Raw genomic sequence first — 25,765 nt, forward strand, 5'->3', positions numbered from 1 at the left:
CCGGCCTTCATTCGGTCCGGAGCGCCGCCCAGCGGCACGGAGGCCGAATTGTATGGCCGCCCGGCCTTCATTCGGTCCGGAGCGCCGCCCAGCGGCACGGAGGCCGAATTGTATGGCCGCCCGGCCTTCATTCGGTCCGGAGCGCCGCCCAGCGGCACGGAGGCCGAATTATGGCCGCCAGCCGAGCTGGAGTCGCCGGACATGACGAACCGCCTGCCGGCGTCGAGCTGACGCCGGCAGGCGGTCCGGATCGATCAGGCCACCTCGTGGGCGGGCACGATCTCCCGCCGCTCGGCGAAGTGGCAGGCGCTCGGGTGGTCCGAGCCCGGGCGGATCTGGAGCAGCGGCACCTCCTGGGCGCATAGGTCCTGCGCCTTCCAGCACCGGGTGCGGAACCGGCAGCCCGAGGGCGGGCTGATCGGCGAGGGGACGTCACCGGTGAGCCGGATGATCGCCTTGTTGTCCCGCAGCGTCGGGTCCGGCACCGGCACCGCCGACAGCAGCGCCTGGGTGTACGGGTGGGTCGGCCGCTCGTAAATCTCGTCCTCGGTGCCGATCTCCACCATCTTGCCCAGGTACATCACGGCGACCCGGTCGGAGAGGTGACGCACGACCGACAGGTCGTGGGCGATGAAGACGTACGACAGACCGAACTCGGCCTGGAGCTTCTCCAGCAGGTTCATCACCTGCGCCTGGATCGACACGTCCAGGGCCGACACCGGCTCGTCGCAGACGATGACCTCGGGCCGCAGGGCGAGCGCCCGGGCGATGCCGATGCGCTGCCGCTGACCGCCGGAGAACTGGTGCGGGTACCGGTTGATGTGCTCCGGGTTCAGGCCGACCAGGTCGAGCAACTCCTTGACCTTGGCCCGGCGGCTGCCGCGCGGGGCCACCTCGGGGTGGATCTCGAACGGCTCGCCGATCAGGTCACCGACCGTCATCCGCGGGTTCAGCGAGGTGTACGGGTCCTGCATCACCAGCTGGATCTGCCGGCGCAGGCGCCGCAGCGCGCCACCGGACAGCTTGGAGATGTCCTGCCCCTTGTAGAGCACCTGGCCGCTGGTCGGCCGCTCCAGGTTCATCAGGACCCGGGCGAGCGTCGACTTGCCGCAGCCGGACTCGCCCACCACGCCGAGGGTCTCGCCGGCCTTCAGCTCGAACGAGACGCCGTCGACCGCCTTGACCTGACCGATGGTCTTCTTGAACACGATGCCCCGGGTCACGGGGTAGTGCTTGACCAGGTCACGGACCTCGATGATGTTCTCAGTCACGGTTCACGAGCTCCTCGGCGAAGTGGCAGGCGCTGGCCCGGCCGCTGCCGATCTGCAGCAGCGGGGGCAACTTCTCCCGGCACACCGGCTGCGCCATGGGGCAGCGCGGGTTGAACGGGCAGCCCGACGGGATGTTCATCAGGTTCGGCGGGAGGCCCTTGATGGTGCGGAGCTCCTGCCCCTTCTCGTCCAGCCGGGGGATCGAGTTGAGCAGGCCGAGGGTGTACGGGTGCGCCGGCTTGGCGTACAGGTCGTACACGTTGGCTTCCTCGACGATCCGGCCGGCGTACATCACCGCGATCCGGTCCGCGACGTCGGCGACCACGCCGAGGTCGTGGGTGATCAGGATCATGCCCATCTGCCGCTCCCGCTGGAGCTCGCCGAGCAGGTCCATGATCTGGGCCTGCACGGTCACGTCCAGCGCGGTGGTCGGCTCGTCGGCGATCAGCACCTCCGGGTCCAGCGCCAGCGACATCGCGATCATGGCGCGTTGCCGCATGCCGCCGGAGAACTGGTGCGGGTAGTTGCTGAACCGGCCCTTGGCGTTCGGGATCTTCACCTGGTCGAGCATCTCGATCGCGCGCTTCTTGGCGTCCGAGCGGCTCATGCCACGCCGGACGCGGAACTGCTCGGCGATCTGGAACCCGACGGTGAAAACCGGGTTGAGGGCGGAGAGCGAGTCCTGGAAGATCATCGCAATGCCCTCGCCGCGGATGCGGCGCCGCTGCTCGGCGGACATCTTGAGCATGTCCTTGCCGTGGAAACGGACCTGGCCACCGGTGACGAAGCCGGGCGGAGTGTCGAGGATGCCCATGATGGTCTGCGCGGTGACGCTCTTGCCGGAGCCGGACTCGCCGAGCACGGCGAGGGTCTCCCCCGCGTCGACGTGGTACGTCACCCCGTTGATGACCTTGGCGACGCCGTCCCGCGTGCGGAACTCGACCCGCAGGTCGTCAACCTCGAGCAGGCGGCCCGAGGGGCGGCCGGATCCGTCGGCGCCCGGCGCGGACTGCTCGGACACGAGAATGTCGGACAACTGAATCTCCCCTATCGGAGCTTCGGGTCGAGGGCCTCGCGGACCGCCTCGCCGAGCATGACGAAGCTCAGCACGGCGGTGACGAGGAACGCGGCGGGGAAGAACAGCAGGTACGGCGAGACCCGGAGGTAGTTCTGCGCCTCGCTGATCATGATGCCCCAGGACACGACGGGCGTCTTCAGGCCGATGCCCAGGAAGGACAGGGTGGCCTCGGCGCCGATGAAAGAGCCGACCATGATCGTCCCGTACACCAGCAGCGGGGCGAGGCAGTTCGGCAGCAGGTGCTTGAGGATGATCCGGCCGGTACCGGCGCCCAGCGCCCGGGCCGCGACGATGTAGTCGGCCTCCTTGGTGGCCAGCACCGAGGAGCGCATCAGCCGCATCACGACCGGCCAGCTCAACACGGTCAGCGACATGATGACCAGACCCATGATCGTCCACTCGTTGTTGTCCGAGCCCGAGCCGTTGAAGGTGGTCAGGATGACGATCGAGCCGAGCACGAACGGCAGGCCGAAGAAGATGTCCGCGATCCGGGAGAGCAACGCGTCCACCCAGCCGCCGCGGTAGCCGGCGATGATGCCCATGGTGCCGCCGATCAGCAGGGTGCCGATCACGGAGAGCAGCGCCACCATGATCGAGGCGCGGGCGCCGTAGATGGTCCGGGCGAAGACGTCCCGGCCCTGCACGTCGTAGCCGAACCAGGCGTCGGCCGAGGGCTTCACCTGGCTGCGGGACAGCGCGCCGTTCACCGCGTCGCCGGAGGTGAACAGCGACGGGAAGGCCGCCATCAGCACGAAGATCACGATGAGCGTGGCGGAGATCCAGAACAGCGGCTTGCGGCGCAGGTCGATCCAGGCGTCACCGAGCAGACCGCGCGGCTTCTGCTGCTTCTGCGCGCTCTCCGGGAGCCCGGCGTTGGCCGGGGCGCTGGCCTCGGACGGCTGCTCGGGGCGGGGGGTGCTGACAAGCGATGCGGCGCTCGGGTCACTCATAGCGAATCCTCGGGTCCAGGGCGGCGTAGAGCAGGTCCACCAACAGGTTCATCACCAGATACACGACGACCAGCACCACCACGATGCCGACAACGGTAGCGCTCTCCTTGGTGACGATGGCGCGCAGCACCTGACGGCCGATGCCGTTGATGCCGAAGATGCCCTCGGTGATGATGGCGCCACCCATCAGGGCGCCGAGGTCGGTGCCGAGCAGGGTGACGACCGGGATGAGCGAGTTGCGCAGCAGGTGCACGCCGACCACCCGGCGCATGGGCAGGCCCTTGGCGATCGCGGTCCGGACGTAGTCGGCACGCCGGTTCTCGGCGATGCTGGTGCGCGCCACCCGGGCGACGTACGCCGTCGAGGCGCTGCCCAGGACGAAGCCTGGCAGGAGCAACTCGGTGATCCGCATCTCGCTGGAGACGGTGGGGTGGACGATGTGCCAGTTGACGCCCAGGAGCCACTGGAGCACGAAGCCGATGACGAAGACCGGCAGGGCGATCAGGAAGAGGGTGGAGACCAGGACCAGGTTGTCCAGGAACCCGTTGCGCCGGAGACCGGTCAGCACGCCCGCGCCGAGGCCGATGACGGCCTCGATGGCCAGCGCCACCACCGCCAGCTTCAGCGTGTTGGGGTATGACGTCAGGATGATGTCGCTGATTTCCCGGCCGCCGAAGGTGATGCCGAAGTCACCCTGGAACAGGTTCTTCATGTAGCTGGCGTACTGCAACCAGATCGAGTCGTCGAGGTGGTACTTCGCGGTCATGACCGCTCGGAAGTTCTCCGGGCAGCCCCGGTCGCCGCACTTGCCGGCGAACGGGTCGCCGGGTACCGACCAGACGAGCCAGTAGATCAGGAATGTCGTGCCGATGAACACCGGCACGAGTTGCAGCAGCCGTCTCAAGAGATAACGGCCCATGGGGTGGTCCTCCAGACAAGGCGCGCGTCGGATCGGCCGACACGGGTGGCGACAACGTGCGAGGGGTTTGTTGTACACCCCTCGCGGAACGGCCCCGGGTCGGGCTCACCGGTAGGCGAGCCCGACCCGGGGTCAGACCGTTCGGATCAGATCTCGACCGAGGTGATGTCGAGCTCACCGACGTTGGTCAGCTCCATCTTCTTGATCTTCTCGGAGTGGCCGGACTGCTGGCCACCGAAGTAGATCGGCATGGACGGGACGTCCTGGTCGACGAGCTTGACGGCCTCAGCGAACTTCTTGTGCGACTCCTCGAGGCTGGGGGCCGCGGAGGCCTCCTTGGCGAGGGCGTTCACCTGGTCGTTGCTGTACAGACCGTCGTTCGAGGAGCCACCCTTCACGTAGAGCGGGTTGATCCAGTTCTCCACGTCCGGGTAGTCCTGCTGCCAACCGGCCCGGTAGGCACCGTCCATCTTGTGGGCGTTGATGTTCGCCCGGAAGACCGCGAAGGTCGGCACACCGACGGCGACGGCGTCGATACCCAGGTTGGTCTTGACCTGCTGGGCGACGGCCTCCATCCACTCCTTGTGGCTGGCGTCGGCGTTGTAGTACATCTTCAGCTGCCCGGTGAAGCCACCGGCCTCGGTGAGGAGCTGCTTGGCCTGCGTCGCGTCGAACTTGCAGGCGGTGCAGTTGCCCGGCTCGGCGCCCGGGGTCAGCGGGTTGGCCCAGCTGTCGGCCGGCTTGCGGTTACCGAAGAAGATCTTGTCGGTGATCTCCTGCCGGTTGATCGACAGCGAGATCGCCTTGCGCAGCTTCGGGTTCTGGAAGCGCTTGTCGTAGATCGGGAAGGCGATGATGCCCGTCGACGGGGTGGTGGAAGCGATGGCCCGCTCGCCCAGGTCGGTCTTCCACTTGTCACCGGCCAGCGACGAGACCGGGACCTGCTGCTGGAAGTCCAGGTTGCCCGAGACCAGGTCGGCGTACGCCGCCGTGTCGTCCTGGTAGATCTTGACGGTGACGTCCTTGATCTTCATCTTGTCGCGCAGGCTGTAGTCGTCGAAGCGGGTGAGCTTGATCTCGACGTCGTCCTGCCACGAGACGAGGCTGACCGGGCCATTACCGATCGGCTTCTTGCCGAACTCTTCCGGCTTCATGTTGAAGAAGGCGTCCGGGAGCGGCATGAAGGCGCTGTAGCCCAGCTTGGTCGGGAACACCGCGGTCGGCGCGGAGAGCGTGACCTCGAAGTTCCAGTCGTCGACGACCTTGAGGCCGGACATCTCCTTGACCGTCGGGGTCGGGGCCTTCTTCGGGCCGTCGCCGTCCGGGTCCTCGGGGTTCAGGTCAGAGAAGCCCTGGATGTCGGCGAAGAAGCTGGCGTTCTGCGCGCCGTTCGGGGCGTACGCCGCCCAGTTCCAGGCCTTGACGAAGCTCTCGGCCTTGACGGTGGTGCCGTCGTGGAACTTGGTGTTCTGCTTGATCTTGATCTTGAAGACCTTGGAGTCGCTCGTCTCGATCGACTCGGCAAGGGCGTTCTGCGGGGCCCCACCGTTGTTGGGGTACTCGACCAGACCGGTCCACATCCAGTCGATGATCTTGCCGCCGCCGGTCTCGGTGGTGTTCGCCGGAACCAGGGGGTTCTCCGGCTGGGTGCCGTCGATGACGATGGCGCCGTCCTTGCTGGCGCTGGCGTCGCCACCGTTGTCGTTCCCGCTCGAGCAGCCGGACGCGACGAGCGCGAAAGCCGCGCCCACCGCGAGCGCGCCGCTCGCCCGCTTCGAGACTCTCATTCCGAGGGGCCTCCTCTTTCTAACCTGGTTCCGTCGTGGGTTTCACGCACGTCTTGGGGGGTGGCACCAACCGCCGACCCGAACCACGGGCCGCCGGCTTACCGCAGAGGAAATCGGGACACCCCAGGGGTACCGATCCGCCGGGCACCGCACCCCCGAGGACACCGCGCAGGGTCGACGGCCACCTGCCGCCACACAGAGGCGGCGTCACGTGGTCGGCGGGCCCGACGAGTTGCCTCACGCCCAGGGGTGAGGTGCTGCAACTGTGACACTCACCGGCCGCTTCCGTGAAGGTGCCGTTATCAAGACGTTAGTTGGCTGCCGCGTTGCCGATACTTGAGAAAAGATCATGAAATCGACGAACTGTACCGGTCTGAACAGGCAAAATTTGGCCACAACGGTCGAAGGACGACGCGTAGTCTCGACGACTGTGAGCTTTCCTGCCTCCGCTTCGGTATTTCCCGACGTGCGCCGGGCGCTGGCAGTTTTTGCCCATCCGGATGATGTCGACTTCGGCTGTGCGGGCACCATCGCCGGCTGGGTGGATGAGGGTATCGAAGTGGCGTACCTCATCGTCACCCGGGGAAACTCCGGCGGCTTCGACGACACCCCGCGCGCGGAGCTGCCCGCCCGACGCGAGTCGGAGCAGCGGGCGGCGGCCGCTGCGGTCGGCGTACACCGGGTCGACTTCCTCGACGGCCACCCCGACGGCATCCTCTCCTCCAGCCCGGAGCTACGCCGCGACATCGCCGCCGGGATCCGCCGGTTCCGCCCGGACCGGGTGCTGACCAGCTCCCCGCTGCGCCGCTGGGAGCACCTCACCGGCCCGAGTCACCCCGACCACCTGGCCGTCGGCGAGGCCACCACCTGCGCCGTCTACCCCGACGCCCGCAACCGCTTCGCCTTTCCCGAGCTGATCGACGCGGGCCTGGAGCCGTGGGTGGTCCGGGAGATCTGGTACGCGGGCGGGCCGGCACCGGACCACGCCGTCGACGTCACCGACCGGGTGGACCGGAAGATCGCCGCGATGCGGGCGCACCGCTCGCAGACCGCGCACCTGGACGTGGCGGCCTGGGTGCACGACCTGCTCGGCATGATCGCCGGCGACGCCGGACTGCCCGCCGGCCGGCTGGCCGAGGCGTTCACCGTGCTGCGCACCGAGTGATCTGAACCGGTCGTCGGCAGCCCGGACAGCGCGCGGCCCCGGCGCCACGAGGGCACCGGGGCCGGCCGGTCGGGGCGGTCAGACCAGGCGGCGGTCGGCCGCCCAGCGGGACAGCTCGTACCGGTTGGACATCTGCAGCTTGCGCAGCACGTTGGAGACGTGCGTCTCGACCGTCTTGATCGAGATGTACAGCTCCCGGGCGATCTCCTTGTACGCGTACCCCCGGGCCAGCAGCCGGAGCACCTCACGTTCGCGATTGGTGAGCTGGTCCAGCTCCGGGTCGGCGACCGGCGCGTCCGGCCGGGCCGCGAACGCGTCCAGCACGAACCCGGCCAGCCGCGGGCTGAACACGGCATCGCCGTCGGCCACCCGGCGGATCGCGTCGGTCAGCTCCTCCGGCGAGATGGTCTTCGTGACGTAGCCCCGGGCGCCCGCCCGGATCAGCCCGATCACGTCCTCCGCCGCATCGGACACACTCAACGCCAGGAACCGCACCTGCGGGTGGGTACGCCGCATCGCGTCCAGCACCGCCCGGCCGCCACCGTCGGGCATGTGCACGTCGAGCAGCACCACGTCGGGCTGGCTGGCGGCGATCCGGCTGACCGCCTCGGCCACCGTGCTGGCCTCACCCACCACCTCGACGCGGGCGCCGAGCTCGGCGCGTACGCCCGCCCGGAACATGGCGTGGTCGTCGACGAGGAACACCCGCAGCCGCCCGTCGCGGGGCTGCGCCTCCTCGACCGGTTCATGCTCGGCCATGGTCACCTGTCCCTTTCCGTCGTGCCGTGCGAGCCGCTGATCGGCAGGATCAGCCGGACCTCGGTGCCTTCCCCGGGCGCGGAGCGGATCTCCGCCCGGCCCCCGTGCCGCTTCATCCGCCCGATGATCGAACCCCGGACGCCGTGCCGGTGATCCTCCACCGTATCCGGGTCGAAGCCCTTGCCCCGGTCCCGAACGAAGGCGCTGACCTGGTCCGGCTCCACCTCGGCGTAGAGCGACACCGTGCGTACCTCGGCGTGCCGGGCCGCGTTGACCAGCGCCTCCCGGGTGGCGGCGACCAGCGCGCCCACCCGCTCGTCGGTCTCCCGGTCGCCCACCACCACGACCTCGACCGTGATGGCGAAGGTGTCCTCCACCTCGGCGGCGGCCTGCTCCAGGGCAGCGGCGAAGCGCTCGGTCGGCGAGGCGGTCGGCTTGTAGAGCCAGTTCCGCAACGACCGCTCCTGGCCCCGGGCCAGCCGCTGCACGGTCTTGACGTCGCTGGCGTTGCGCTGGATGAGGGCCAGGGTGTGCAGCACCTGGTCGTGCACCATCGCGGCCAGCTCGGCCCGTTCCTGCTCCCGGATGCGCCCCTCCCGCTCGGAGCGGAGTTGGTTCCAGGTACGCCAGAGAACCGGGCCGGCCACCACGCCCACGCCGGCCAGCCCGACCAGCGCGAAGATCACGCCGTTGAGCACGGCGTCGAAGTTCTGCACCGGCGAATAGACCGCCGCCACGCCGATGATGCCGACCGCGACGAGCACCCCGCCGCCGACGAAGCGGAGCACGAATGCCCGCCGGTCGCTCTCCTCCACCACCGCGCCCAGCCAGGGCACCGGCATCGACCCGCCCCCCTGCCGGCGGCGCTCCGGCGCGGACTGGTGCCAGATCACGCCGGCACCCACCGCGATGATCGCGACCAGCCAGCCGGCGGTGCCGGCCGCGCCGACGGAGTGGAAGGCCATCATCTGGACCATCAGCACGCCGAGCCCGATCGCCACGAACGGCAGGAGCTGGGCGAGGTCGCGGCGGGGCGGGACGGCGGTGTCGCCGGGGCGCAGTGGCACCACCGCCCAGAAGGCGGCGTAGAGGAGCAGTCCGAGGCCGTTCAGCCCGAGCAGCACCATGAAGGCGATCCGGACGCGGAGCACGGAGACGCCGAGGTGTTCGGCGATGCCGGCGGCCACCCCCGCGGCCAACCGGTGCTCGGTGGCCCGGTAGAGCCGCGGTGGGGGCGGGGTCGTGGTGGTGCTGATCGGAGGCTCCCAGGTCGGGGACGGAGGCGGTGCCGGTCCGATCGTCACACGGCTGGACGGCCCCCGACCACGGGGACGCCCCCGACATTCGGGGGCCGAGGATCTCAGGGTGGGGTCAGGGTCGGGTCCGGAGGACGCTCGGGCGACCGGGGCAGCAGGATCGAAGGCATGACCGACGACCCTGCCCGTCCGCCCCGGCCCGGGGCGGCACCGTTGGACGGGCCACCGCCACCCCCGCCGCCGGGGCCGGCGGCCACCCCCGCCGATGCCCCGACGCCGCCGCCGGCCGGATCCACCGGCCCGCCGCCGGGCGCGTCGACCGCGGGTTCCGCGCCGTTCGCCGACGCGCCACCCCCGGGGTACGCCCCACCGCCCGGCACCGCCGGCTTCACCTCCCGGTACGGGCTGGTCCGCCCGCGGGACGGCCGCTACCTGGCCGGCGTCTGCGCCGCCATCGGCCGGGCCACCAACACCGACCCGGTGCTGTGGCGGGTGCTGCTCGCCGTGCTGGGCTTCTTCGGCGGCATCGGCATCCTGGTCTACGTCACCGCGTGGCTGATCATCCCCGGCGAGGGAGACACCGCCTCGCCGGTCGAGTCGATGCTCGGCCGGGGCCGGTCGAGCATGTCCCCGATCACCGTGATCGTGCTCAGCATCGTGGTCGCGGTCGGCTTCGGCTACGTCGTCACCAACGCTTACCGGGCGATCCTGCTCGGCGCGGTGATCCTCATCGGCGGTGCGCTGCTGCTCAACCGGGACCAGCGCAACCCGCTGGGCCGGCAGCCGGCCACCGCCGCGCCCGGCCCGCCGGCCTGGCCCGCGCCCGGCGCCACCCCGCCGGCCGGTACGCCCGCCCCGGCCTGGTCCGGCTCCGCCACCGCCGGCCCGGCCGCGGCGCCGACGACCGGCGCGCCCGGCTGGCCGGCGAGCGCCCCGGCGAACCCGGGTGGCTGGGCGGCCACCACCGCGTCGCCGGCCTGGTCGGCGGCCGTACCGGCTCGGACCGGTGACGAGCCGGTCGGCGCCACCCCGCCGGCTCCCGCCGCCGGGCCCGCCCCGGAGGCCCCGGCCTGGTCCGACCCCGAGCGCACCGCCGCGCAGCCGGCCTGGCCGGGGGCGCCGACGACGGGTGCCCCGCTCGGGCAGCCGGTCTCCGTGCCGGCACCGGTGGGCGCGCCGTTGCCGCCGGGCGGCTACCGGCCGCCGTTCGCGCCGCACGGCCCGTACGCCCAGGCGTACCCGCCGGTGCCGCCGGCCCCCGCACAGCCGGCACGGCCACCGAAGCGGCCGAAGGAGCGCTCCGCGCTCGGCGCGGTCACCTTCTCACTGATCTTCCTGGCGCTGGGCGTGGTGACCGTGCTCGACCTGCTCGACGTCTTCGCCGTCGGTGCGGCCGGCTACTTCGCCGCGGCGCTCGCCACCATCGGGATCGGGCTGCTGGTGGGCACCTGGTTCGGGCGGGCCCGCTGGCTGATCGCGCTCGGCCTGGTGACCGCGGCGGCGCTCGGTATCGCCACCGTCGCCGACTCCTACGACCGGATCCGCGGCATCGACGGCAACGTCACCTGGGCCCCGCCCAGCTACCGCGACCTGGCGGACCGCTACGAGAACAACTTCGGCGACGCGGTGCTCGACCTGCGGGCGGTGGACTTCGACAAGAAGGACACCCAGGTCACCGTGGAGGTCAACTTCGGCAAGGCGACGGTGGTCGTACCGCCGAACGTGGACGTCACCACGGTGGCCGACGTGAACGCCGGTGACGCCACCGTCTTCGGTCGGCGGACCGGCGGGGTCAACGGCCGCCAGTGGGAGACCACCGACCTCGGGCCCGACGGCCGCGGCGGGGGCACCCTGCGCCTGCTCGTCCACGTGAACGCCGGAGACCTGGAGGTGACCCGGTGAAGGCCCACCGCACCGACGTCGTGTCGTTCGCCTTCGGGCTGGTCTTCCTCGGCCTCTCCGTCTGGTGGCTGCTCGCCCGGATCCTCGGGCTGGCCCTGCCCCCGGTGGGCTGGTTCCTGGCGGGCGGGCTCCTCCTGATCGGGCTGCTCGGCCTGGTCGGCGCGCTACGCTCCGGGCGGCACGCCGACAGCGAACCGGTCCACCAACGACCTGAAGCGACGGTCGATACGTCCTATGTGGATACCGCCCCGACCGACGGAATGCCCACCGCCCCCGAGGCCGACGAGTGGGCCACCGCTGCGGTGGCCGACTGGCCGGTCCAGGCGCGAGAGGACCGGCCCGCCGGCGACGAGCCGCACTGGTTGTTGCCCACCCCCCCGGGCCACCCCGGCCATCTCGCCACCCGCGAGCTGCCCGCCGTCGAGCCGGCGGCCGAGGGAGGTCCCGGCGAGAGCGCGCCGGTGACCCGCGAACTGCCCGCGGTGGACGGTCCGGAGCAGCCAGGCGGGCGCGGTGCCGCGGCCGGTCCGGGCGCCGACGGGGCTACGGCCGACCGGTCGGAGCGGCCGCCGAGCTGACCACGACGGTGCAGGGCGGCGACGCTGCCGCCTATGCTGGCTGGTGGAGATCTCGCCTCCGCCGGCCGGCCCACCGCGTGACCGCACCGGCCGCGGCCGGTGCCTCCGGCCGTCGGGCCCGTCCCGACCGGCCAGGTCACCGTGGTGGTCCCGCCGCCGTCCGTCGCTACCTCGTCGTCAGGAGCCCGTCCGACATGACCCAGTCCCCCGCCGTACGCACCCCCGGTCCGTTCGGTGCGGTCGGCATCGGCGAGCGTGCCGCCCGTACCCTCGTCAGCGAACTCGCCCGGCGCAACGACCCGAAGGCCGGCCTGCTGGTCGGCGCGACCCCGGAGTCCGCGGTGCTGGCGGCGGCGATCGAGGCGCTGCTCCCCGGCGACCGGCTCACCGTGGTGCCGGCGGATGACTTCTCCGCCGCCGCGCTCCGCGAGCACGTGACGGCCCAGGGCCGCTGGGTCGCCGACCGGGTACGGGTGGCCGACACCCTCGCCGAGGCGGACGCCGCCGAGGTGGTCATCGCCGCCGAACCGTTCACCGGCAGCGCCGACGAGACCCGGGTGGCCGTCGACGGGCTGTCGAAGTACCTGACCGAGGGCGGGGTGCTGAGCGTGGCCGCGCCGGTCTTCCGTACCGAGGGCGCCGGGGCCGAGCTGGACCGGCAGGGTGTGCTGCACGGGGTCCGCGTCGACCTGGTGCTGCGCAACTCCCCGCCGGTACGCGTGCACCACCTCCGCTTCACCCCCTCGACCGCCGCGCTGGCCGCCAAGCTGTCGCCGGCGTACCGGCCGTCGAGCGTGCCGCTGACCCGGACCATGCACATCGACTCCAATGGCGTGGCGGCGGCCGGCATCAGCCTCGGCCTGGCCGCGCTGGCCCGGGTGGCCCGGCCGAAGTCGAAGCTCTGGCTGCTGCCGGCGCTGGCCGCCGTCCCGGTGGCCGCGTTCTTCCGAGACCCGGAGCGGGACGTTCCGGAGGACCCGTCGGCCGTGGTCGCCGCGGCGGACGGCCAGGTGCTCTCGGTGCAGCGGCTGCACGACGAGCGCTTCGGTGACGGCGAGTGGCTGCGCGTCGCGGTCTTCCTGTCCGTGCTGGACGTGCACGTCAACCGGTCGCCGGTGGCCGGCAAGGTGATCGACTACTTCGTCGCGGACGGCGGGTTCGTCAACGCGATGAAGCCGGACGCCGAGCACAACGTGGCGGCGTACACGGTGCTGGACACCGAGCACGGCACCGTGGTGGTGGCGCAGCGTACCGGCCTGATCGCCCGGCGGATCGTGCAGCGGGCACCGGTCGGCGCGCTGCTGGCGAAGGGCGAGCGCTTCGGCCTGATCCGGTTCGGCTCGCGGACCGACGTCTACCTGCCGGCGGACGCGGCCGAGCCGCTGGTCGGCCCGGGCGACAAGGTGGTCGGCGGCGCCACCGTGATCGCCCGCTGGCTCTGATCCCGGATACGAAGAAAAGGGGCGCCGCGACGAGCGGCGCCCCTTTCGCGTCGATACGGGTCAGGCGGCGCGGCGCTGGTGCAGCCAGAGCACCGGACCGCTGACCAGGTAGCCCACCACCACGAGGCCGAAGGTGAGCCGGATGTCGACCAGCGCGCCGATCACCGGGGCCAGCCAGAGCCACGGCGGCAGCTTCACCAGCCGGGCGAGCTTCGCGTACGGGAAGCTGGAGACCATGGCGAAGGCGAGCAGGGCCACCCCGCCGACCATCACCAGGCCGGAGACCGGCACCCCGATCGCCACGGTCAGGGCCAGCACGGCCGCCGCCATGGTGGTCGGCACGCCGCAGAAGAACCGGCCGTCCTTCGGCGAGACGTTGAACCGGGCGAGCCGGATGGCGGCGCACCCCGCGACCAGGGCGCAGGCGACCGCGGCGGCCGCGGCCGGGACCGAGCCGGCCAGCGAGGCGTAGACGACCACCGGGGCGGCGAGGCCGAACGAGCACATGTCGGCCAGCGAGTCCATCTGGGCGCCGAACGGGCTGGCCACGCCGAGCTTGCGGGCCAGCGCGCCGTCCAGGCCGTCGAACGCGACGCAGGCGATCAGGCAGAGCGACGCCACCCGGACCTCGCCCCGCATGGCCAGGAAGATCGCCAGCATGCCGAGCATCAGGCTGCTCAGCGTGCAGGCGTTGACCAGGGCGAACTTGGCACGGCGGGCGGCGGAGCGGTCACCCGGCAGGAGCGGGATCGACATCCCCGGCGAGTCGTCGACCGGCGCGGCGGGGGCGAGTGCGGGGCTTACCGGCCGCACCGCCTCGACCTCCGGGTCGAACCGGCCGTAGCGGCGGCGCTGGCGGTCGGTCCAGCGGTGGTCGGGGGTGACCAGGTCGGTCGCGCTTGCGGCGGCGCCGTCCCGGCGGCCCACCCGGACCAGCAGCACCTGGCGGGCGAACGTGCTGCTGCGGCGCAACCGGCCCGCCCAGCGACGCCCTGCGGGGCGCGGACTGTCACTCGTACGACGCCGGCGCCATGGGGCTCTCGGCACGTTTCCTCCATCACCGGATCGGCTGAACCGCCGTGGGGGGGCGGGTGTCCGGCTGTCTCGTGCCGGACCCGTTCTGGTCCGGCAGCCCGTTTGCGGAGTACACCATTGCACAGGCAAGTGGGGCTTGGCGATAGCTGCCGGCGGTACTTATAACTCCCTTAACCGCGCGGATCGCTCAGATCTTCCCATCTCGGGCGTCATCGCCCGTTTTCGTTCGCCAAGTATCCCCGACTGTACCGGAGGCCGGCCACCCCGAGCCGACGAGCGGGTGTCACCTGCCCCGATGTCCGGTTGCCCGGGCCGCCACATCCGTCATCCGCAGGCCGCCCACGCGGTCCGGAGCGAACCAGGCGGCGCGCGCGGTGGACCCTCCGGCCAGTTCCGTGACGACCGCCTCGGTCGGGGCGTCGACGCGTACCCGGTAGATCACCCGGACGCTGTGCCAGTCCATCGGCCGCCCCTCCGGGCCGAGCGCGGCGGGGTTGTGCAGGCTGTCCACCGCCAGCAGGTCGACCACCCGGCCGAGCTGGCCGGCCTCCTCCACCAGCTCGCGGAGCAGCCCGGCCGCCGGCTGCTCGCCGTGGTCGGTGCCGCCACCGGGCAGGTGCCACTTCCCGGCCCCCGGATACCCGTCGGCGATCATCGTGAGCAGGACCCGCCCGGCCGGGTCGCTGACCAGCCCGTACGCGGCGAAGCGCTGCCGGCGGTCGGCGGGTGCCGGGGCGGCCTGCCCGAGCGGCAGGGCCCGGGGCAACTCCGACGGCAGCGGCGTGACCGGCAGCCCGAGCAGCTCGGCGGTGAACGGCATGAGCGGCAGGGCTGCCGCCTCCGCGGGCGGGTACCAGCCCAGCTCGTCGCTGCCCCCGGACGGCTCCGGGCGAAGCGTCCCGCCCCGCGCCTCGACGTCGAAGACCAGCCGGTCGGTGTGCACGGTGACACCGGCGTCCCGGAAGGTGGCGACGTCGGCGACCGCGGCCCGCACCCCGGTCACGTCGACGGCCAGACCGGTCTCCTCGGCGAACTCCCGCAGCACCGCGTCGGCGGGGTGCTCGGCGTGCTCCAGCCCACCCCCGGGCAGCTGCCACACCCCCGGGTAGGGACAGGCCGCGGACCCCCGCACGAGCAGCACCCGCCCGTCGGCGTCCCGCAACACCCCGTACGCCCCGATCCGCCGCCGTTCCGCCACCCCGCACCACTCCCGTCGCCGCCACCTGCGTCGATCATGAGGTTAGCGGCCTGGCGATGGGCGTACCGCACCGTCAACGCATGATCACCGAGGGCTCGCGGGCCGGAGTCGGGGCGGACGGTCAGATGAGTTGGGCGGCCTGGACGGCCTCGGCGGTGACCTCGGTGAGGCGGTCGGTGGGGAGGGCGCCCAACTCCTCGCGCCGGAACCAGCGGGCCTCGCAGGTGGAGCCGCCGACGTCGGCCACGGTGGGCGGGGCCGGTTGGTCGACGACCACCCGGTAGAAGGCGCGTACGCCGTGCCAGTCGATCGGGTAGCCCTCCGGGCCGAGCGAGGCCGCGTCCCGGTGGCTGGCGACGCCGAGGAGCTCGACCAGCCGGCCGGTCTGCCCGGTCTCCTCGACCAGCTCGCGGATCAGCGCGGCGCCCGGCTGCTCCCCGTAGTCGGTGCCGCCGCCGGGCAGGTGCCAGCAGCCGGCGCCCGGGTACCCGTCGGAGACCCGGGTGAGCAGCACCCGCTCCTCCGGGTCGGTCACCACGGCGTACGCGGCGAAGCGCTGCGCCCGGTGCAGCCCGTCCGGCCCGGGGACCGCGTAGAACGAGGGGAACTCGGGGACCTCCTCCGGGACGATGTCCCCGGTGGCGGAGGGCAGGCCCAGGGCCCGCGCGGTGAACGACCGCAGCGGCAGCTCCCGGGCCTCGTCGAGGGTGAACCAGCGGGCCAGGTCGGTCGGCCGACCCTCCCGTTCGGTCAGCGTCCCGCCGCGCACCGAGACGGTGTAGAGCAGCCGGTCGGTGTGGATGGTGATGCCCCGCTCGGGCAGCGCCCGCATGTCGGCGATCACGTCCCGGAGGCCGGCGACGGCGACCGAGAGCCCGGTCTCGGCCGCGGTCTCCCGGACGACCGTGTGATTGGGGTCCTCACCGTGGTCGACCGCCCCGCCGGGCAGGGACCAGGTGCCGGGGGTGCCGGAGCGGTCCGATGCGCGGACCAGCAACACTCGGTCGTCTGAATCAGCACAAACTGCGTATGCCGCGATCCTGCGGAGCGGCTCCAGCAAGGTGGTCACGGGAGAAAATTCTCCCCCGCTGCCGTTACGTCCATCGAAAAGAGTCAGATTCCTGACTCTTTTCTGGTGCCTCAGGGATCGATCAGGGCAGGAGTCCGGGCGGTCACCGAGGTCGTCCGGCACACCGCGCGGGACCGTGGACCCATGACCTACCAGAGCACCCCTCACGCCCCGTACAAGCAGCTCCGTCGTCCCACCACCGACCGGATGGTCGCCGGCGTCGCCAGCGGACTCGGCCGCTACTTCGCCGTCGATCCCACCCTGGTCCGGGTGGGCTTCGCCGTCGCCACCCTGCTCACCGGCGGGCTCGCCGCGCTGGCGTACCCGATCATGTGGTTCCTGATGCCGGAGGAGCCGGCGAGCGCCCCCGCCTGGCCGCACCCGGCGGGCACCGCGCCGGGCTGGCCGCCGGTCCCGCCGCAGGCGACCGCCGCCCCCACCCACGCGGGGGCGACGCCGCAGACCGCGCCTACTCCGGCCGCCCCGCCGGCCGGACCCACGCCGGAGCCGGCGCCCGGGACCGCTCCTCAGCCGCCGGAGGCCTGAGCCCGAATCACTCCCACTCGATGGTGCCCGGCGGCTTGCTGGTCACGTCCAGGACCACCCGGTTCACCTCGGCCACCTCGTTGGTGATCCGGGTGGAGATCCGGGCGATCACCTCGTAGGGCAGCCGGGACCAGTCGGCGGTCATCGCGTCCTCGCTGGAGACCGGGCGCAGCACCACGGGATGCCCGTACGTGCGCCCGTCACCCTGCACACCGACGCTGCGCACGTCGGCCAGCAGCACCACCGGGAACTGCCAGACGCCCCGGTCCAGCCCGGCGGCGGACAGCTCCTGCCGGGCGATCAGGTCGGCTTTGCGGAGCAGGGCGAGCCGCTCCTCGTCGACCGCGCCGATGATCCGGATGGCCAGGCCCGGGCCGGGGAACGGGTGCCGCCAGACCATCGCCTCGGGCAGCCCCAGCTCCAGGCCGAGCGCCCGGACCTCGTCCTTGAACAGCGTGCGCAGCGGCTCGACCAGCGCGAACCTCAGATCCTCCGGCAGGCCGCCCACGTTGTGGTGGCTCTTGATGTTGGCGGTGCCGGTGCCACCGCCGGACTCCACCACGTCCGGGTAGAGCGTGCCCTGCACCAGGAACTCGACGTCGCCGTGCGCGGCGATCTCCCGGGCGGCGGCCTCGAAGACCCGGATGAACTCGCGGCCGATGATCTTGCGCTTCTGCTCTGGGTCGGTCACCCCGGCCAGTTCGCCCAGGAACCGCTCCCGGGCGTCGACCACCTTGAGCTTGATGCCGGTGGCCGCGACGTAGTCCTTCTCCACCTGCTCGGCCTCACCGGCCCGGAGCAGGCCGTGGTCGACGAAGACGCAGGTGAGCTGGTCGCCGATGGCCTTGTGCACCAGCGCCGCGGCGACCGCGGAGTCGACGCCGCCGCTCAGGGCGCAGATGACCTCCTTGGCGCCGACCTGCTCCCGGATCCTGGCCACCTGCTCGTCGATGATGTTCTCGGACGTCCAGGTCGGCTCGATCCCGGCGATGTCGTAGAGGAAGCGGGTGAGCATCTCCTGGCCGTGGGCGGTGTGCCCGACCTCCGGGTGGAACTGCACGCCGGCCCGCCGGCCGACCAGGTCCTCGAACGCGGCGACCGGCGCCCCGGCGGACTCGGCGGTGACCGTGAAACCGGTCGGCGCCTCGGTGACGCAGTCACCGTGGCTCATCCAGACCGGCAGGTCGTCCGGGAGATCGCGGAGCAGCACGCCGGCCTCCGGGCGGGCGTGCAGCGGGGTGCCGCCGTACTCCCGGTTACCGGTCCGCGCGACGGTGCCGCCCAGCGCCTGGGCCATCGCCTGGAAGCCGTAACAGATGCCGAAGACCGGGACCCCGGACTGGAACATGTCGGCGTCGACCTGGGGGGCGCCCGGCGCGTAGACGCTGGCCGGGCCGCCGGACAGGATGATCGCGGCCGGGTTCTTCGCCAGCATGTCGGCGACCGGCATGGAGTGCGGGACGATCTCCGAGTAGACCTTCGCCTCGCGCACCCGGCGCGCGATGAGCTGGGCGTACTGGGCTCCGAAGTCCACCACGAGGACGGGGCGAGGCGTGCTCATGTGCAGCAAGCCTACCGACAGTCACCGCCGGACCGGGCGCGGCCCGGCCGCGTCCCGCCGTGAGGTCGATGACAGCCCTCCGGCCGCCCCCTTAGCGCAGCGCGGCGGGGGCGTGCCCGGGGACGGCGGGCCGGTGCGGGGCGACCGGGTCGAGCCGCCGGTACGCCGACCCGAGCGGCGGCCGGGAGTCCTCCTCGCCCTTGTTCGGCCAGAACGACATGGCCCGCTCGGCCTGGGCGGTGATGGTCAGCGACGGGTTGACCCCCAGGTTCGCCGACACCGCCGCGCCGTCCACCACGTGCAGCCCCGGGTGGCCGTAGACCCGGTGGTACGGGTCGATCACCCCACGCTCCGGGGTGGCCCCGATCACCGCCCCGCCGAGGATGTGCGCGGTCATCGGAATGTTGAACGGCTCGGTGATCGCCCCGCCGGGCGTGCCGTCGATCTCCTCGGCGAGCAGCCGCACCGCCTGGTTGCCGGCCGGGATCCAGGTCGGGTTGGGTGCTCCGTGCCCGGGGCCGGAGACCAGCCGCCGGCCGAACCACCCGCGCCGGACCCGGGTGGTGAGCGAGTTGTCGACCGACTGCATGACCAGGGCGATCACGGTCCGCTCGGACCAGCCGCGCACCGAGAGCAGCCGGGCCGCCAGCCGGGGCTGCCGGACGATGCTGCCCAGCCAGCGCCGGACCCGGTGCGGGCCGCCGTCGACCAGCAGCGACTGGAGCAGGCCCATCGCGTTCGAGCCCCGGCCGTAGCGGACCGGCTCGATATGGGTCTGCGGGTCGGGGTGGAACGAACTGGTGATCGCCACCCCCTCGGTGAAGTCGAGCCCGCGCTGCCGGGCCTGCCGTGGGGCGACCGAGGCGCCCAGGATCGCCTCCGAGTTGGTCCGGGTCAGCTCGCCGAGGCGGGGTGAGAGCCCGGGGAGCGCTCCGGTGGCCCGCATCTCGTGCAAAAGCCGCTGGGTGCCCAGCGCACCCGCCGCGAAGACCACCTGGTCGGCGTGGATCACCTGGCGGCGCCGGCGCACCCAGGCGCCGGTGCGCACGGCGTGCACGTCGTACCCGCCGCCGGTGGCCGGCCGGACCGCGGTCACCGTGGTCAGCGGGTGGACCTGGACGCCGAGCCGCTCGGCGAGCCACAGGTAGTTCTTGACCAGCGTGTTCTTCGCGCCGTGCCGACAGCCGGTCATGCAGGCGCCGCAGTGGCGGCAGCCCGTCCGGTCCGGCCCGGCCCCACCGAAGTACGGGTCGGGCACCCGCTCGCCGGGCCGGCCGAGGTGCACGCCCACCGGGGTGGCGTGGAAGGAGCGCCCCACCCCCATCCGCTCGGCCACCGCCCGCATCGCCTTGTCCGCGCCGGTGCGGACCGGGTACGTGGTGGCGCCGAGCATCCGCTTCGCCTGGTCGTAATGCCGGGCCAGCTCGTCCCGCCAGTCGGTGATGTCCCGCCACTGGGGGTCGGCGTAGAACGCGTCGAGGGGTTCGTAGAGGGTGTTCGCGTAGACCAGGGAGCCGCCACCCACCCCGGCTCCGGAGAGCACCAGGACCCCGCCACCGGCCTGCCGGTCGGCCGAGCGCAGCAGGTCGATCCGCTGGAGGCCGTAGCAGCCGAGCTTCGGAGCCCACAGGAAGCGCCGGACCCGCCAGGAGGTCTCCGGGAAATCCTCGTCCGCGAACCGCCGGCCGGCCTCCAGGACGCCGACGTGATAGCCCTTCTCGGCCAGGCGGAGCGCGGTGACGCTGCCACCGAATCCGGACCCGACGACCACCACGTCGTACCGCATGAACGCATCATTACCGACGAGTAGCCATCGCGCCAGGGCCAGTTTTCGGAGATCATGCAGAGCGCTCGACGGGCCGGGAGCCGGGCCACGCAACCAGCGGCGCCCCCTGACGCGTTGAGTGGACATCATCGGGGAAGGGGTCCACCATGCCGGGCGCGACACCGAGACGACGCTGGCCGCTGGGGTTGGCCGCGCTGACGGCCGTACTGCTGGTCGCCGCCGGGGCGGTGGTGGCCGCCCGGCTGGTCTCCCGCCCGTCCCCCGGCGCCTCGCCCGGCCCCGCCGCCGGCGCGGCCACGCCCACGGCCTCCGCCGGCACCCCGAGCCCGACCCCGGCCAGCCCCACCCCGCCGCCGGGCGCCGACCTCACCGGCCCGCTCAACCTGCTGCTGGTCGGGGTGGACACCCGGGTCACCGCGCCCGGCTGGGAGCCGCACTCCGACGCCGTGCTGGTCCTGCACGTGCCGGCCGGGCTGGACCGGGCGTACCTCTTCTCCCTCCCCCGCGACCTGGTGGTGGACATCCCGGCCTTCCCGAAGGCCGGCTACCCGGGCGGCCGGACCAAGCTGACCCACGCGATGAGCTACGGCAGCCGGGTCCCCGGCGACAAGGCCCACCCCAGCACCGCCCAGGGATACGAACTGCTGCGCACCACGGTCAGCCGGTACACCGGCCTGCGCATCGACGCCGGCGCGGTGATCAACTTCGGCGGATTCGACAAGCTGGTCGACATCCTCGGCGGCGTGGACCTCTATGTGGACCAGCGGGTCGCCTCGATCCACCGCCGGCCCGACGGGCGCTACCGGGACCGGGCCGGCAGCACCTACACCGGCCCGCAGATGGTCTACGAGAAGGGCGACCGCCACCTGACCGGCTGGCAGGCACTGGACTACGCCCGGCAGCGCTACACCGCCGGCGGCGACTACACCCGGCAGCGCCACCAGCAGCAGCTCATCCGGGCGCTGGCCCGGAAGGTCCTCGACCAGGGGCTGGCCCGGGACCCGGAGCGGGTCGACCAGGTGGCCGCCGCCCTCGGCGACACCCTGGTATACGTCGGCGGCGGGCGCCGGCTGGTGGAGTTCGGGTACGCCCTGGGCGGGCTGCCGGCGGACGGTTTCGTCCTGGTCGGACTTCCCGGCGACGCGGTGGGCAAGGGTGGGTCCTACCGCGGCGAGCAGCTCCAGCCCGTGGGCCGGCAGTTCCTGGCGGCGCTGCGCGGCGGCACCGCGGACGCGTTCCTGGCCGCGCACCCGGCGCTGCGCATCAAGACCTGACCACTGTCGGCCGGAACGGCCTGCGGTGCCGGCGTTGACCGCGGCCCTTCCTCACAGCCGCTTCGGTGCGGCCGGCCGCTCGGTGTCGTAGAGCCAGGCGTCGAAGAGCTTGCCGAGCTTCTTGTGCGAGATCCGCTCGGCCAGAGCCACGAAGTCCTGGGTGGTGGCGTTGCCGTTCTTCTTCTCCTCCGCCCAGGTCCGCAGGATGGAGAAGAAGGCGGCGTCGCCGACCGCCACCCGCAGCGCGTGCACGGTCATGCCGCCCCGCTCGTACACCGACTGGCTGAACAGGTTCGCCACCCCCGGCTTGCCCGGCGGGGTACGCCAGACCTGCCCCGAGGCGCCCGCGTACTTCTGGTCGAAGGTGCGCTGGACGGTGGACTGGCCGGTGTGCTCGGCCCAGAGCCATTCGGCGTACGTGGCCAGGCCCTCGTTGAGCCAGATGTCCTGCCACTTCTGCAGCGCCACGCTGTTGCCGAACCACTGGTGGGCCAACTCGTGCGCGACCACCCCGGTGTTGTCGCCCTGCCGGAAGAAGCTGGCCGAGTAGACCGGGCGGCTCTGCGTCTCCAGCGCGTACCGGATCCGGTCGTCGGCGACCACCACCCCGCCGTACGCGTCGAACGGGTACGGCCCGAAGACGCTCTCCAGGTAGTCGGCGACCTCGGTGGTCCGGGCGATCGACCGGTCCGGCGCGCCCTCGGCCACCTTCGTGGTGACCGCGCTGTAGACCGGCCGTCCCCGGTGCTCCCCGGTGGTCACCCGGAACTTCCCGATCGCCACCGTGGCCAGATAGCTGGCCATCGGCGACCCCTCCGACCAGCGCCAGGTGGTCCAGTCGCCCTGGGTGGTCCGTCCCTTCGGGACACCGTTGCTGACCGCGGTGAGCCCCTTCGGCACGGTGATCTCGAAGTCGTAGGTGGCCTTGTCGGAGGGGTGGTCGTTGACCGGGAACCAGGTGCTCGCCGACTCCGGCTGGCCGAGCGCGATCGCCCCGTCGGCGGTGTGCAGCCAGCCGCCCTCGCCGAGCGCGTCGTTGGGCAGGGCGGCCGGCTCGCCGTCGTACCTGATCTGGACGACGAAGCCGTTGCCGGAGGTCAGGCCGGTGGCCGGGGTGACCACCAGCTCGTCGTCGGTGCGGGCGTGGGCGGCCTGGGCCCCGTCCACGGTCACCGACTGCACGGTCAGCCCGGCCAGGTCCAGGTTGAACGCGGAGAGGTTCGCCGTCGCGGTGGCCCGCAGCTCGGTGGTGCCGGTGAGCTGGTCCTTCGCCGGGTCGTAGCGCACCCGGACCGTGTAGTGGGTGACGTCGTAGCCGCCGTTGCCGTAGCTCGGGAAGTAGGCGTCGCCGGCCCCGGCCGCACCCGGCCCGAAGGTCCGCGCGGCCGTCGCGCTGGGCGGCCCGACGGTCGGCGCCGCGGCCGGGTCGGCCGAGCCGCAGCCGGCGAGCAGCAGCGTGCCGCAGGCCAGCAGCCCGAGGCGTCGTCGTCCGCTCCGCCGTGCCCGCGTCATCGCCCTCGATCCCTCCTCGGCCCTGCCCGGGCCGCTCCGCCCGCGGCAGCCTACCGATCGATGATCACGCCCGCGTCACGGCAGGGCGGGCGCGCTGGCACCGACCAGCCAGGCGTCGAAGAGCGGGCGCAGCGACCGGCCGGCGACCCGCTCCGCGTACCCGATGAAGTCGGCGGTGGTGGCGGTGCCGTTCCGCCGCTCGGCCAACCAGCCGCGCAGCATGCGGAAGAAGGTCTCGTCGCCGACCGCGCGGCGCAGCGCGTGCACGGCCAGCGCGCCGCGCTGGTAGACCGCGTCGCCGAACATCGCCGCCCGGCCCGGGTCCACCGTCGGTTTCGTCCAGTCGGTCACCGCGTACCGGTCGGCGAAGGCCTGCGCCACGGTGCGGACGCCGTCGTGCTCGTTCCAGAGCCACTCGGCGTACGTGGCGAAGCCCTCGTTGAGCCAGATGTCGCTCCACCGCGACAGCGAGACGCTGTCGCCGAACCACTGGTGGGCCAGCTCGTGCGCCACCACCTCGGTGTTCGGCCGGCCGCCCCGGAAGAAGCCCGGCCCGTAGACCGGCCGGGTCTGGGTCTCCAGCGCGTACCGGATGCGCTCGTCGGCGACCGCGATGCCGCCGTACGCGTCGAACGGGTACGGCCCGAACCGGTCGGCCAGGAAGTCGGCGACCTCGCCGGTCCGGGCCAGCGCCCGGGCGGCCGGCCCGTCCGCCGGCAACCCGGCGGCGACCGCGGTGACCAGCGGCTTCCCGGCGTGCGTGCCGGTCGACACCCGGTAGTTCCCGATCACCAGGGTGGTCAGGTAGCTGGCCATCGGCGACCCCTCGGACCAGCGCCAGGTGGTCCAGCCGTCCTTGCTGGACCGTCCCTTGGGCACCCCGTTGCTCAGCGCGGCGAGCCCGTCCGGGACGGTCACCTCGAGGTCGTAGGTGGCCTTGTCGGAGGGGTGGTCGTTGACCGGGTACCAGGTGCTCGCCGACTCCGGCTGGCCGAGCGCGATCGCCCCGTCGCCGGTGGCATGGAAGCCGCCGTCGCCCAGTTCGCCGCTGGGCAGCGGCTGCGGCACCCCGCCGTACGCCACCTCGACGGTGAACCGCTTTCCGGCCGGCAGGCCGTGCGCCGGGGTGACCACCAGCTCGTTGCCGTCCCGCCGGTGGGTGGCCGGGGCGCCGTCGACGCGTACCCGGTCGACGGTGAGGCCGGCGAGGTCGAACTGGAACCGGGACAGCCCGGCGGTCGCGGTGGCGGTGACGGTGGCCTGGCCGGTGAGCCGGTCGCTGGCCGGGTCGTAGCGGACCTGCAGCGCGTAGTGGGCGACGTCGTAGCCGCCGTTGCCGGCCCCCGGCACGTACGGGTCGCCGAGGTCGGCCGCCCCGGGTCGGAACCGCGCGTTTGCGTCCTCGTCGGTGCACCCGCCCGCCAGCAGCGCGACCGCCAGCACCGCCGCCGACCACCGCCCCCGTGTCATCCGCCGAGCCTAGACGCGCGACGGCGCGGGTGAGACCGAATCCACACCCGCGCCGACGCCGGTCGAGTCAGCGGTCGAGGACCAGGCCGACCTTCTGGAACTCCTTGAGGTCACGGTAGCCGCACTTGGCCATCGCCCGGCGTAGACCGCCGAAGAGGTTGAGCTGGCCGTCCGGCTCGTCGGCCGGGCCGAAGAGCAGCTTCTCCATCGCGCCCAGCGGCTCGCCGGCCACCTCGAACGCGCCGCGCGGCAGCGACGGGTGGCTGGCCGCCGAGTGCCACCAGGCACCGCCGGCCGGGGCCTCCGCGCAGCGGGAGAGCGGCTCGCCCAGCATCACCGCGTCCGCGCCGCAGCCGAGCGCCTTGGCGATGTCGCCGGAGGTCTGGATGTCGCCGTCGGCGATCAGGTGCACGTACCGGCCGCCGGTCTCGTCCAGGTAGTCCCGGCGGGCCGCCGCGGCGTCGGCGACGGCGGTGGCCATCGGCACCCGGATGCCGAGCACCGACTCCGTGGTCGACCAGTCGTCGCCGCCGATGCCGACGATCACGCCGGCCGCGCCGGTGCGCATCAGGTGCAGCGCGGTCTTGTAGTCGGTGCAGCCACCGACGATGACCGGCAGGTCGAGGTCGGCGATGAACTCCTTGAGGTTCAGCGGCTCGTCGGTGGTGGAGACGTGCTCGGCCGAGACGATGGTGCCCTGGATGACCAGGATGTCCACGCCGGCGTCCAGGATCACCGGGGCGAGCGCGAGGGTGTGCTGCGGGGACACCCGGACGGCCACCGTGCCGCCGCCGGCCCGCAGCTCGCGGACCCGCTCGGCGATCAGGTCCGGACGGATCGGCTCGGCGTACACCTCCTGGAGCCGCTTGGTCGCCCGGGCCTCCTCGTCCAGGCCGGCCAGCTCCTCCAGCACCTTGGTCGGGTTCTCGTACCGGGTCCACAGGCCTTCGACGTTGAGCACGCCCAGGCCGCCGAGCTGGCCGAGCTGCACCGCCGAGGAGGGGCTCATGGTCGCGTCGGACGGGTGCCCGACGCAGGGGATGCCGAACTGGTAAGCGTCGAGCTGCCAGGCCGTGGAGACGTCGTCGACGTCCCGGGTGCGGCGGCTCGGCACGATGGCGATGTCGTCCAGGTGGTAGCCGCGCTGCGCGGTCTTGCCCAGCCCGATCTCGACCACGTCACGCATGGGGGACTCCAGGTGGTTGGG

At 72.5% G+C, this 25,765-nt stretch carries 20 protein-coding genes and 2 pseudogenes; 7 read left to right on the forward strand and 15 right to left on the reverse strand.

Annotation, left to right across the window (positions count from 1 at the left end):
• A pseudogene (locus ACFYM6_RS11865) lies at positions 1-231 on the forward strand (hypothetical protein); the annotation flags it as partial.
• Positions 232-254: 23 nt separating this feature from the next.
• Here the strand turns inward: ACFYM6_RS11865 and ACFYM6_RS11870 are convergent.
• The 5 genes from ACFYM6_RS11870 to ACFYM6_RS11890 form a co-directional block, all read right to left on the reverse strand.
• The gene (locus tag ACFYM6_RS11870) at positions 255-1,271 is read right to left on the reverse strand and encodes an ABC transporter ATP-binding protein (RefSeq protein WP_387274702.1); all 1,017 of its coding nucleotides are present in this window, start codon (positions 1,269-1,271) and stop codon (positions 255-257) included.
• Complete coding sequence (locus tag ACFYM6_RS11875; protein WP_073834959.1) at positions 1,264-2,292, reverse strand: ABC transporter ATP-binding protein; 1,029 nt, start codon at positions 2,290-2,292, stop codon at positions 1,264-1,266. The genes ACFYM6_RS11870 and ACFYM6_RS11875 overlap by 8 nt, the downstream gene beginning before the upstream one ends.
• 26 nt (positions 2,293-2,318) lie before the next feature.
• Positions 2,319-3,299 carry an ABC transporter permease gene (locus ACFYM6_RS11880; protein WP_387274704.1) on the reverse strand — a complete coding sequence of 327 codons (981 nt, stop codon included), beginning with the start codon at positions 3,297-3,299 and terminating at the stop codon, positions 2,319-2,321.
• The gene (locus tag ACFYM6_RS11885) at positions 3,292-4,218 is read right to left on the reverse strand and encodes an ABC transporter permease (RefSeq protein ID WP_357437986.1); all 927 of its coding nucleotides are present in this window, start codon (positions 4,216-4,218) and stop codon (positions 3,292-3,294) included. Before ACFYM6_RS11885 ends, ACFYM6_RS11880 begins: the two co-directional genes overlap by 8 nt.
• A gap of 146 nt (positions 4,219-4,364) precedes the next feature.
• Positions 4,365-6,005, reverse strand: a complete 1,641-nt coding sequence (locus tag ACFYM6_RS11890) for an ABC transporter substrate-binding protein (protein WP_387274706.1) — start codon at positions 6,003-6,005, stop codon at positions 4,365-4,367.
• 466 nt (positions 6,006-6,471) lie between these two features.
• Between ACFYM6_RS11890 and ACFYM6_RS11895 the strand changes: the two genes are divergently transcribed.
• Positions 6,472-7,170, forward strand: a complete 699-nt coding sequence (locus ACFYM6_RS11895) for a PIG-L deacetylase family protein (RefSeq protein WP_387275079.1) — start codon at positions 6,472-6,474, stop codon at positions 7,168-7,170.
• 78 nt (positions 7,171-7,248) lie between these two features.
• On the opposite strand, the gene ACFYM6_RS11900 is transcribed toward ACFYM6_RS11895, so the two are convergent.
• Both ACFYM6_RS11900 and ACFYM6_RS11905 read right to left on the reverse strand, forming a co-directional pair.
• On the reverse strand, positions 7,249-7,929 hold the full coding sequence (locus ACFYM6_RS11900; RefSeq protein WP_387274708.1) for a response regulator: 681 nt from the start codon (positions 7,927-7,929) through the stop codon (positions 7,249-7,251).
• 2 nt (positions 7,930-7,931) lie between these two features.
• Positions 7,932-9,185: a PspC domain-containing protein gene (locus tag ACFYM6_RS11905; protein WP_387275080.1), complete on the reverse strand. Its 1,254-nt coding sequence runs from the start codon at positions 9,183-9,185 to the stop codon at positions 7,932-7,934.
• A 168-nt stretch (positions 9,186-9,353) separates the two neighbouring features.
• Between ACFYM6_RS11905 and ACFYM6_RS11910 the strand changes: the two genes are divergently transcribed.
• From ACFYM6_RS11910 to ACFYM6_RS11920, 3 genes and pseudogenes are all read left to right on the forward strand, one after another.
• Positions 9,354-11,087, forward strand: coding sequence for a PspC domain-containing protein (locus tag ACFYM6_RS11910; RefSeq protein ID WP_387274710.1), 1,734 nt, complete (start codon positions 9,354-9,356; stop codon positions 11,085-11,087).
• Positions 11,084-11,267 (forward strand): annotated as a pseudogene (locus tag ACFYM6_RS11915) (hypothetical protein); the annotation flags it as partial. The gene ACFYM6_RS11910 and the pseudogene ACFYM6_RS11915, both read left to right, overlap by 4 nt.
• Before the next feature lie 592 nt (positions 11,268-11,859).
• Complete coding sequence (locus tag ACFYM6_RS11920; protein ID WP_387274712.1) at positions 11,860-13,107, forward strand: phosphatidylserine decarboxylase; 1,248 nt, start codon at positions 11,860-11,862, stop codon at positions 13,105-13,107.
• A gap of 60 nt (positions 13,108-13,167) precedes the next feature.
• Here the strand turns inward: ACFYM6_RS11920 and ACFYM6_RS11925 are convergent, their stop codons facing one another.
• The 3 genes from ACFYM6_RS11925 to ACFYM6_RS11935 form a co-directional block, all read right to left on the reverse strand.
• Positions 13,168-14,079, reverse strand: coding sequence for a CDP-alcohol phosphatidyltransferase family protein (locus tag ACFYM6_RS11925; protein ID WP_387274714.1), 912 nt, complete (start codon positions 14,077-14,079; stop codon positions 13,168-13,170).
• A gap of 346 nt (positions 14,080-14,425) precedes the next feature.
• Positions 14,426-15,340 (reverse strand): NUDIX hydrolase, encoded by a 915-nt coding sequence (locus tag ACFYM6_RS11930; RefSeq protein WP_387274716.1) that lies wholly within the window; start codon positions 15,338-15,340, stop codon positions 14,426-14,428.
• 121 nt (positions 15,341-15,461) lie between these two features.
• A complete protein-coding gene (locus ACFYM6_RS11935; RefSeq protein ID WP_387274718.1) occupies positions 15,462-16,409 on the reverse strand; it encodes an NUDIX hydrolase in 948 nt (315 codons plus the stop codon).
• A 144-nt stretch (positions 16,410-16,553) separates the two neighbouring features.
• Between ACFYM6_RS11935 and ACFYM6_RS11940 the strand changes: the two genes are divergently transcribed.
• The gene (locus tag ACFYM6_RS11940) at positions 16,554-16,955 is read left to right on the forward strand and encodes a PspC domain-containing protein (RefSeq protein ID WP_387274720.1); all 402 of its coding nucleotides are present in this window, start codon (positions 16,554-16,556) and stop codon (positions 16,953-16,955) included.
• Positions 16,956-16,962: 7 nt separating this feature from the next.
• On the opposite strand, the gene guaA is transcribed toward ACFYM6_RS11940, so the two are convergent.
• Positions 16,963-18,516 carry a glutamine-hydrolyzing GMP synthase gene (gene guaA / locus ACFYM6_RS11945; RefSeq protein WP_387274722.1) on the reverse strand — a complete coding sequence of 518 codons (1,554 nt, stop codon included), beginning with the start codon at positions 18,514-18,516 and terminating at the stop codon, positions 16,963-16,965.
• Between the two features lie 91 nt (positions 18,517-18,607).
• A complete protein-coding gene (locus ACFYM6_RS11950; protein WP_387274724.1) occupies positions 18,608-20,302 on the reverse strand; it encodes an FAD-dependent oxidoreductase in 1,695 nt (564 codons plus the stop codon).
• Positions 20,303-20,448: 146 nt separating this feature from the next.
• Here ACFYM6_RS11950 and ACFYM6_RS11955 point away from each other — a divergent pair, with 146 nt between their 5' ends.
• Positions 20,449-21,576: an LCP family protein gene (locus ACFYM6_RS11955; RefSeq protein ID WP_387274726.1), complete on the forward strand. Its 1,128-nt coding sequence runs from the start codon at positions 20,449-20,451 to the stop codon at positions 21,574-21,576.
• Positions 21,577-21,627: 51 nt separating this feature from the next.
• Here ACFYM6_RS11955 and ACFYM6_RS11960 read toward each other — a convergent pair whose 3' ends face one another.
• The 3 genes from ACFYM6_RS11960 to ACFYM6_RS11970 all read right to left on the reverse strand — a co-directional run bounded on the left by ACFYM6_RS11960 (position 21,628) and on the right by ACFYM6_RS11970 (position 25,744).
• Positions 21,628-23,088 (reverse strand): M1 family metallopeptidase, encoded by a 1,461-nt coding sequence (locus tag ACFYM6_RS11960; RefSeq protein ID WP_387274728.1) that lies wholly within the window; start codon positions 23,086-23,088, stop codon positions 21,628-21,630.
• A gap of 75 nt (positions 23,089-23,163) precedes the next feature.
• Positions 23,164-24,558, reverse strand: a complete 1,395-nt coding sequence (locus ACFYM6_RS11965) for a M1 family metallopeptidase (RefSeq protein ID WP_387274730.1) — start codon at positions 24,556-24,558, stop codon at positions 23,164-23,166.
• Between the two features lie 67 nt (positions 24,559-24,625).
• A complete protein-coding gene (locus ACFYM6_RS11970) occupies positions 24,626-25,744 on the reverse strand; it encodes a GuaB3 family IMP dehydrogenase-related protein (protein WP_387274732.1) in 1,119 nt (372 codons plus the stop codon).
• Positions 25,745-25,765 lie beyond the last annotated feature (21 nt).

Origin of the sequence: Micromonospora sp. NPDC006431 (genome assembly GCF_042870725.1) — a bacterium.
Lineage (GTDB): Bacteria > Actinomycetota > Actinomycetes > Mycobacteriales > Micromonosporaceae > Micromonospora.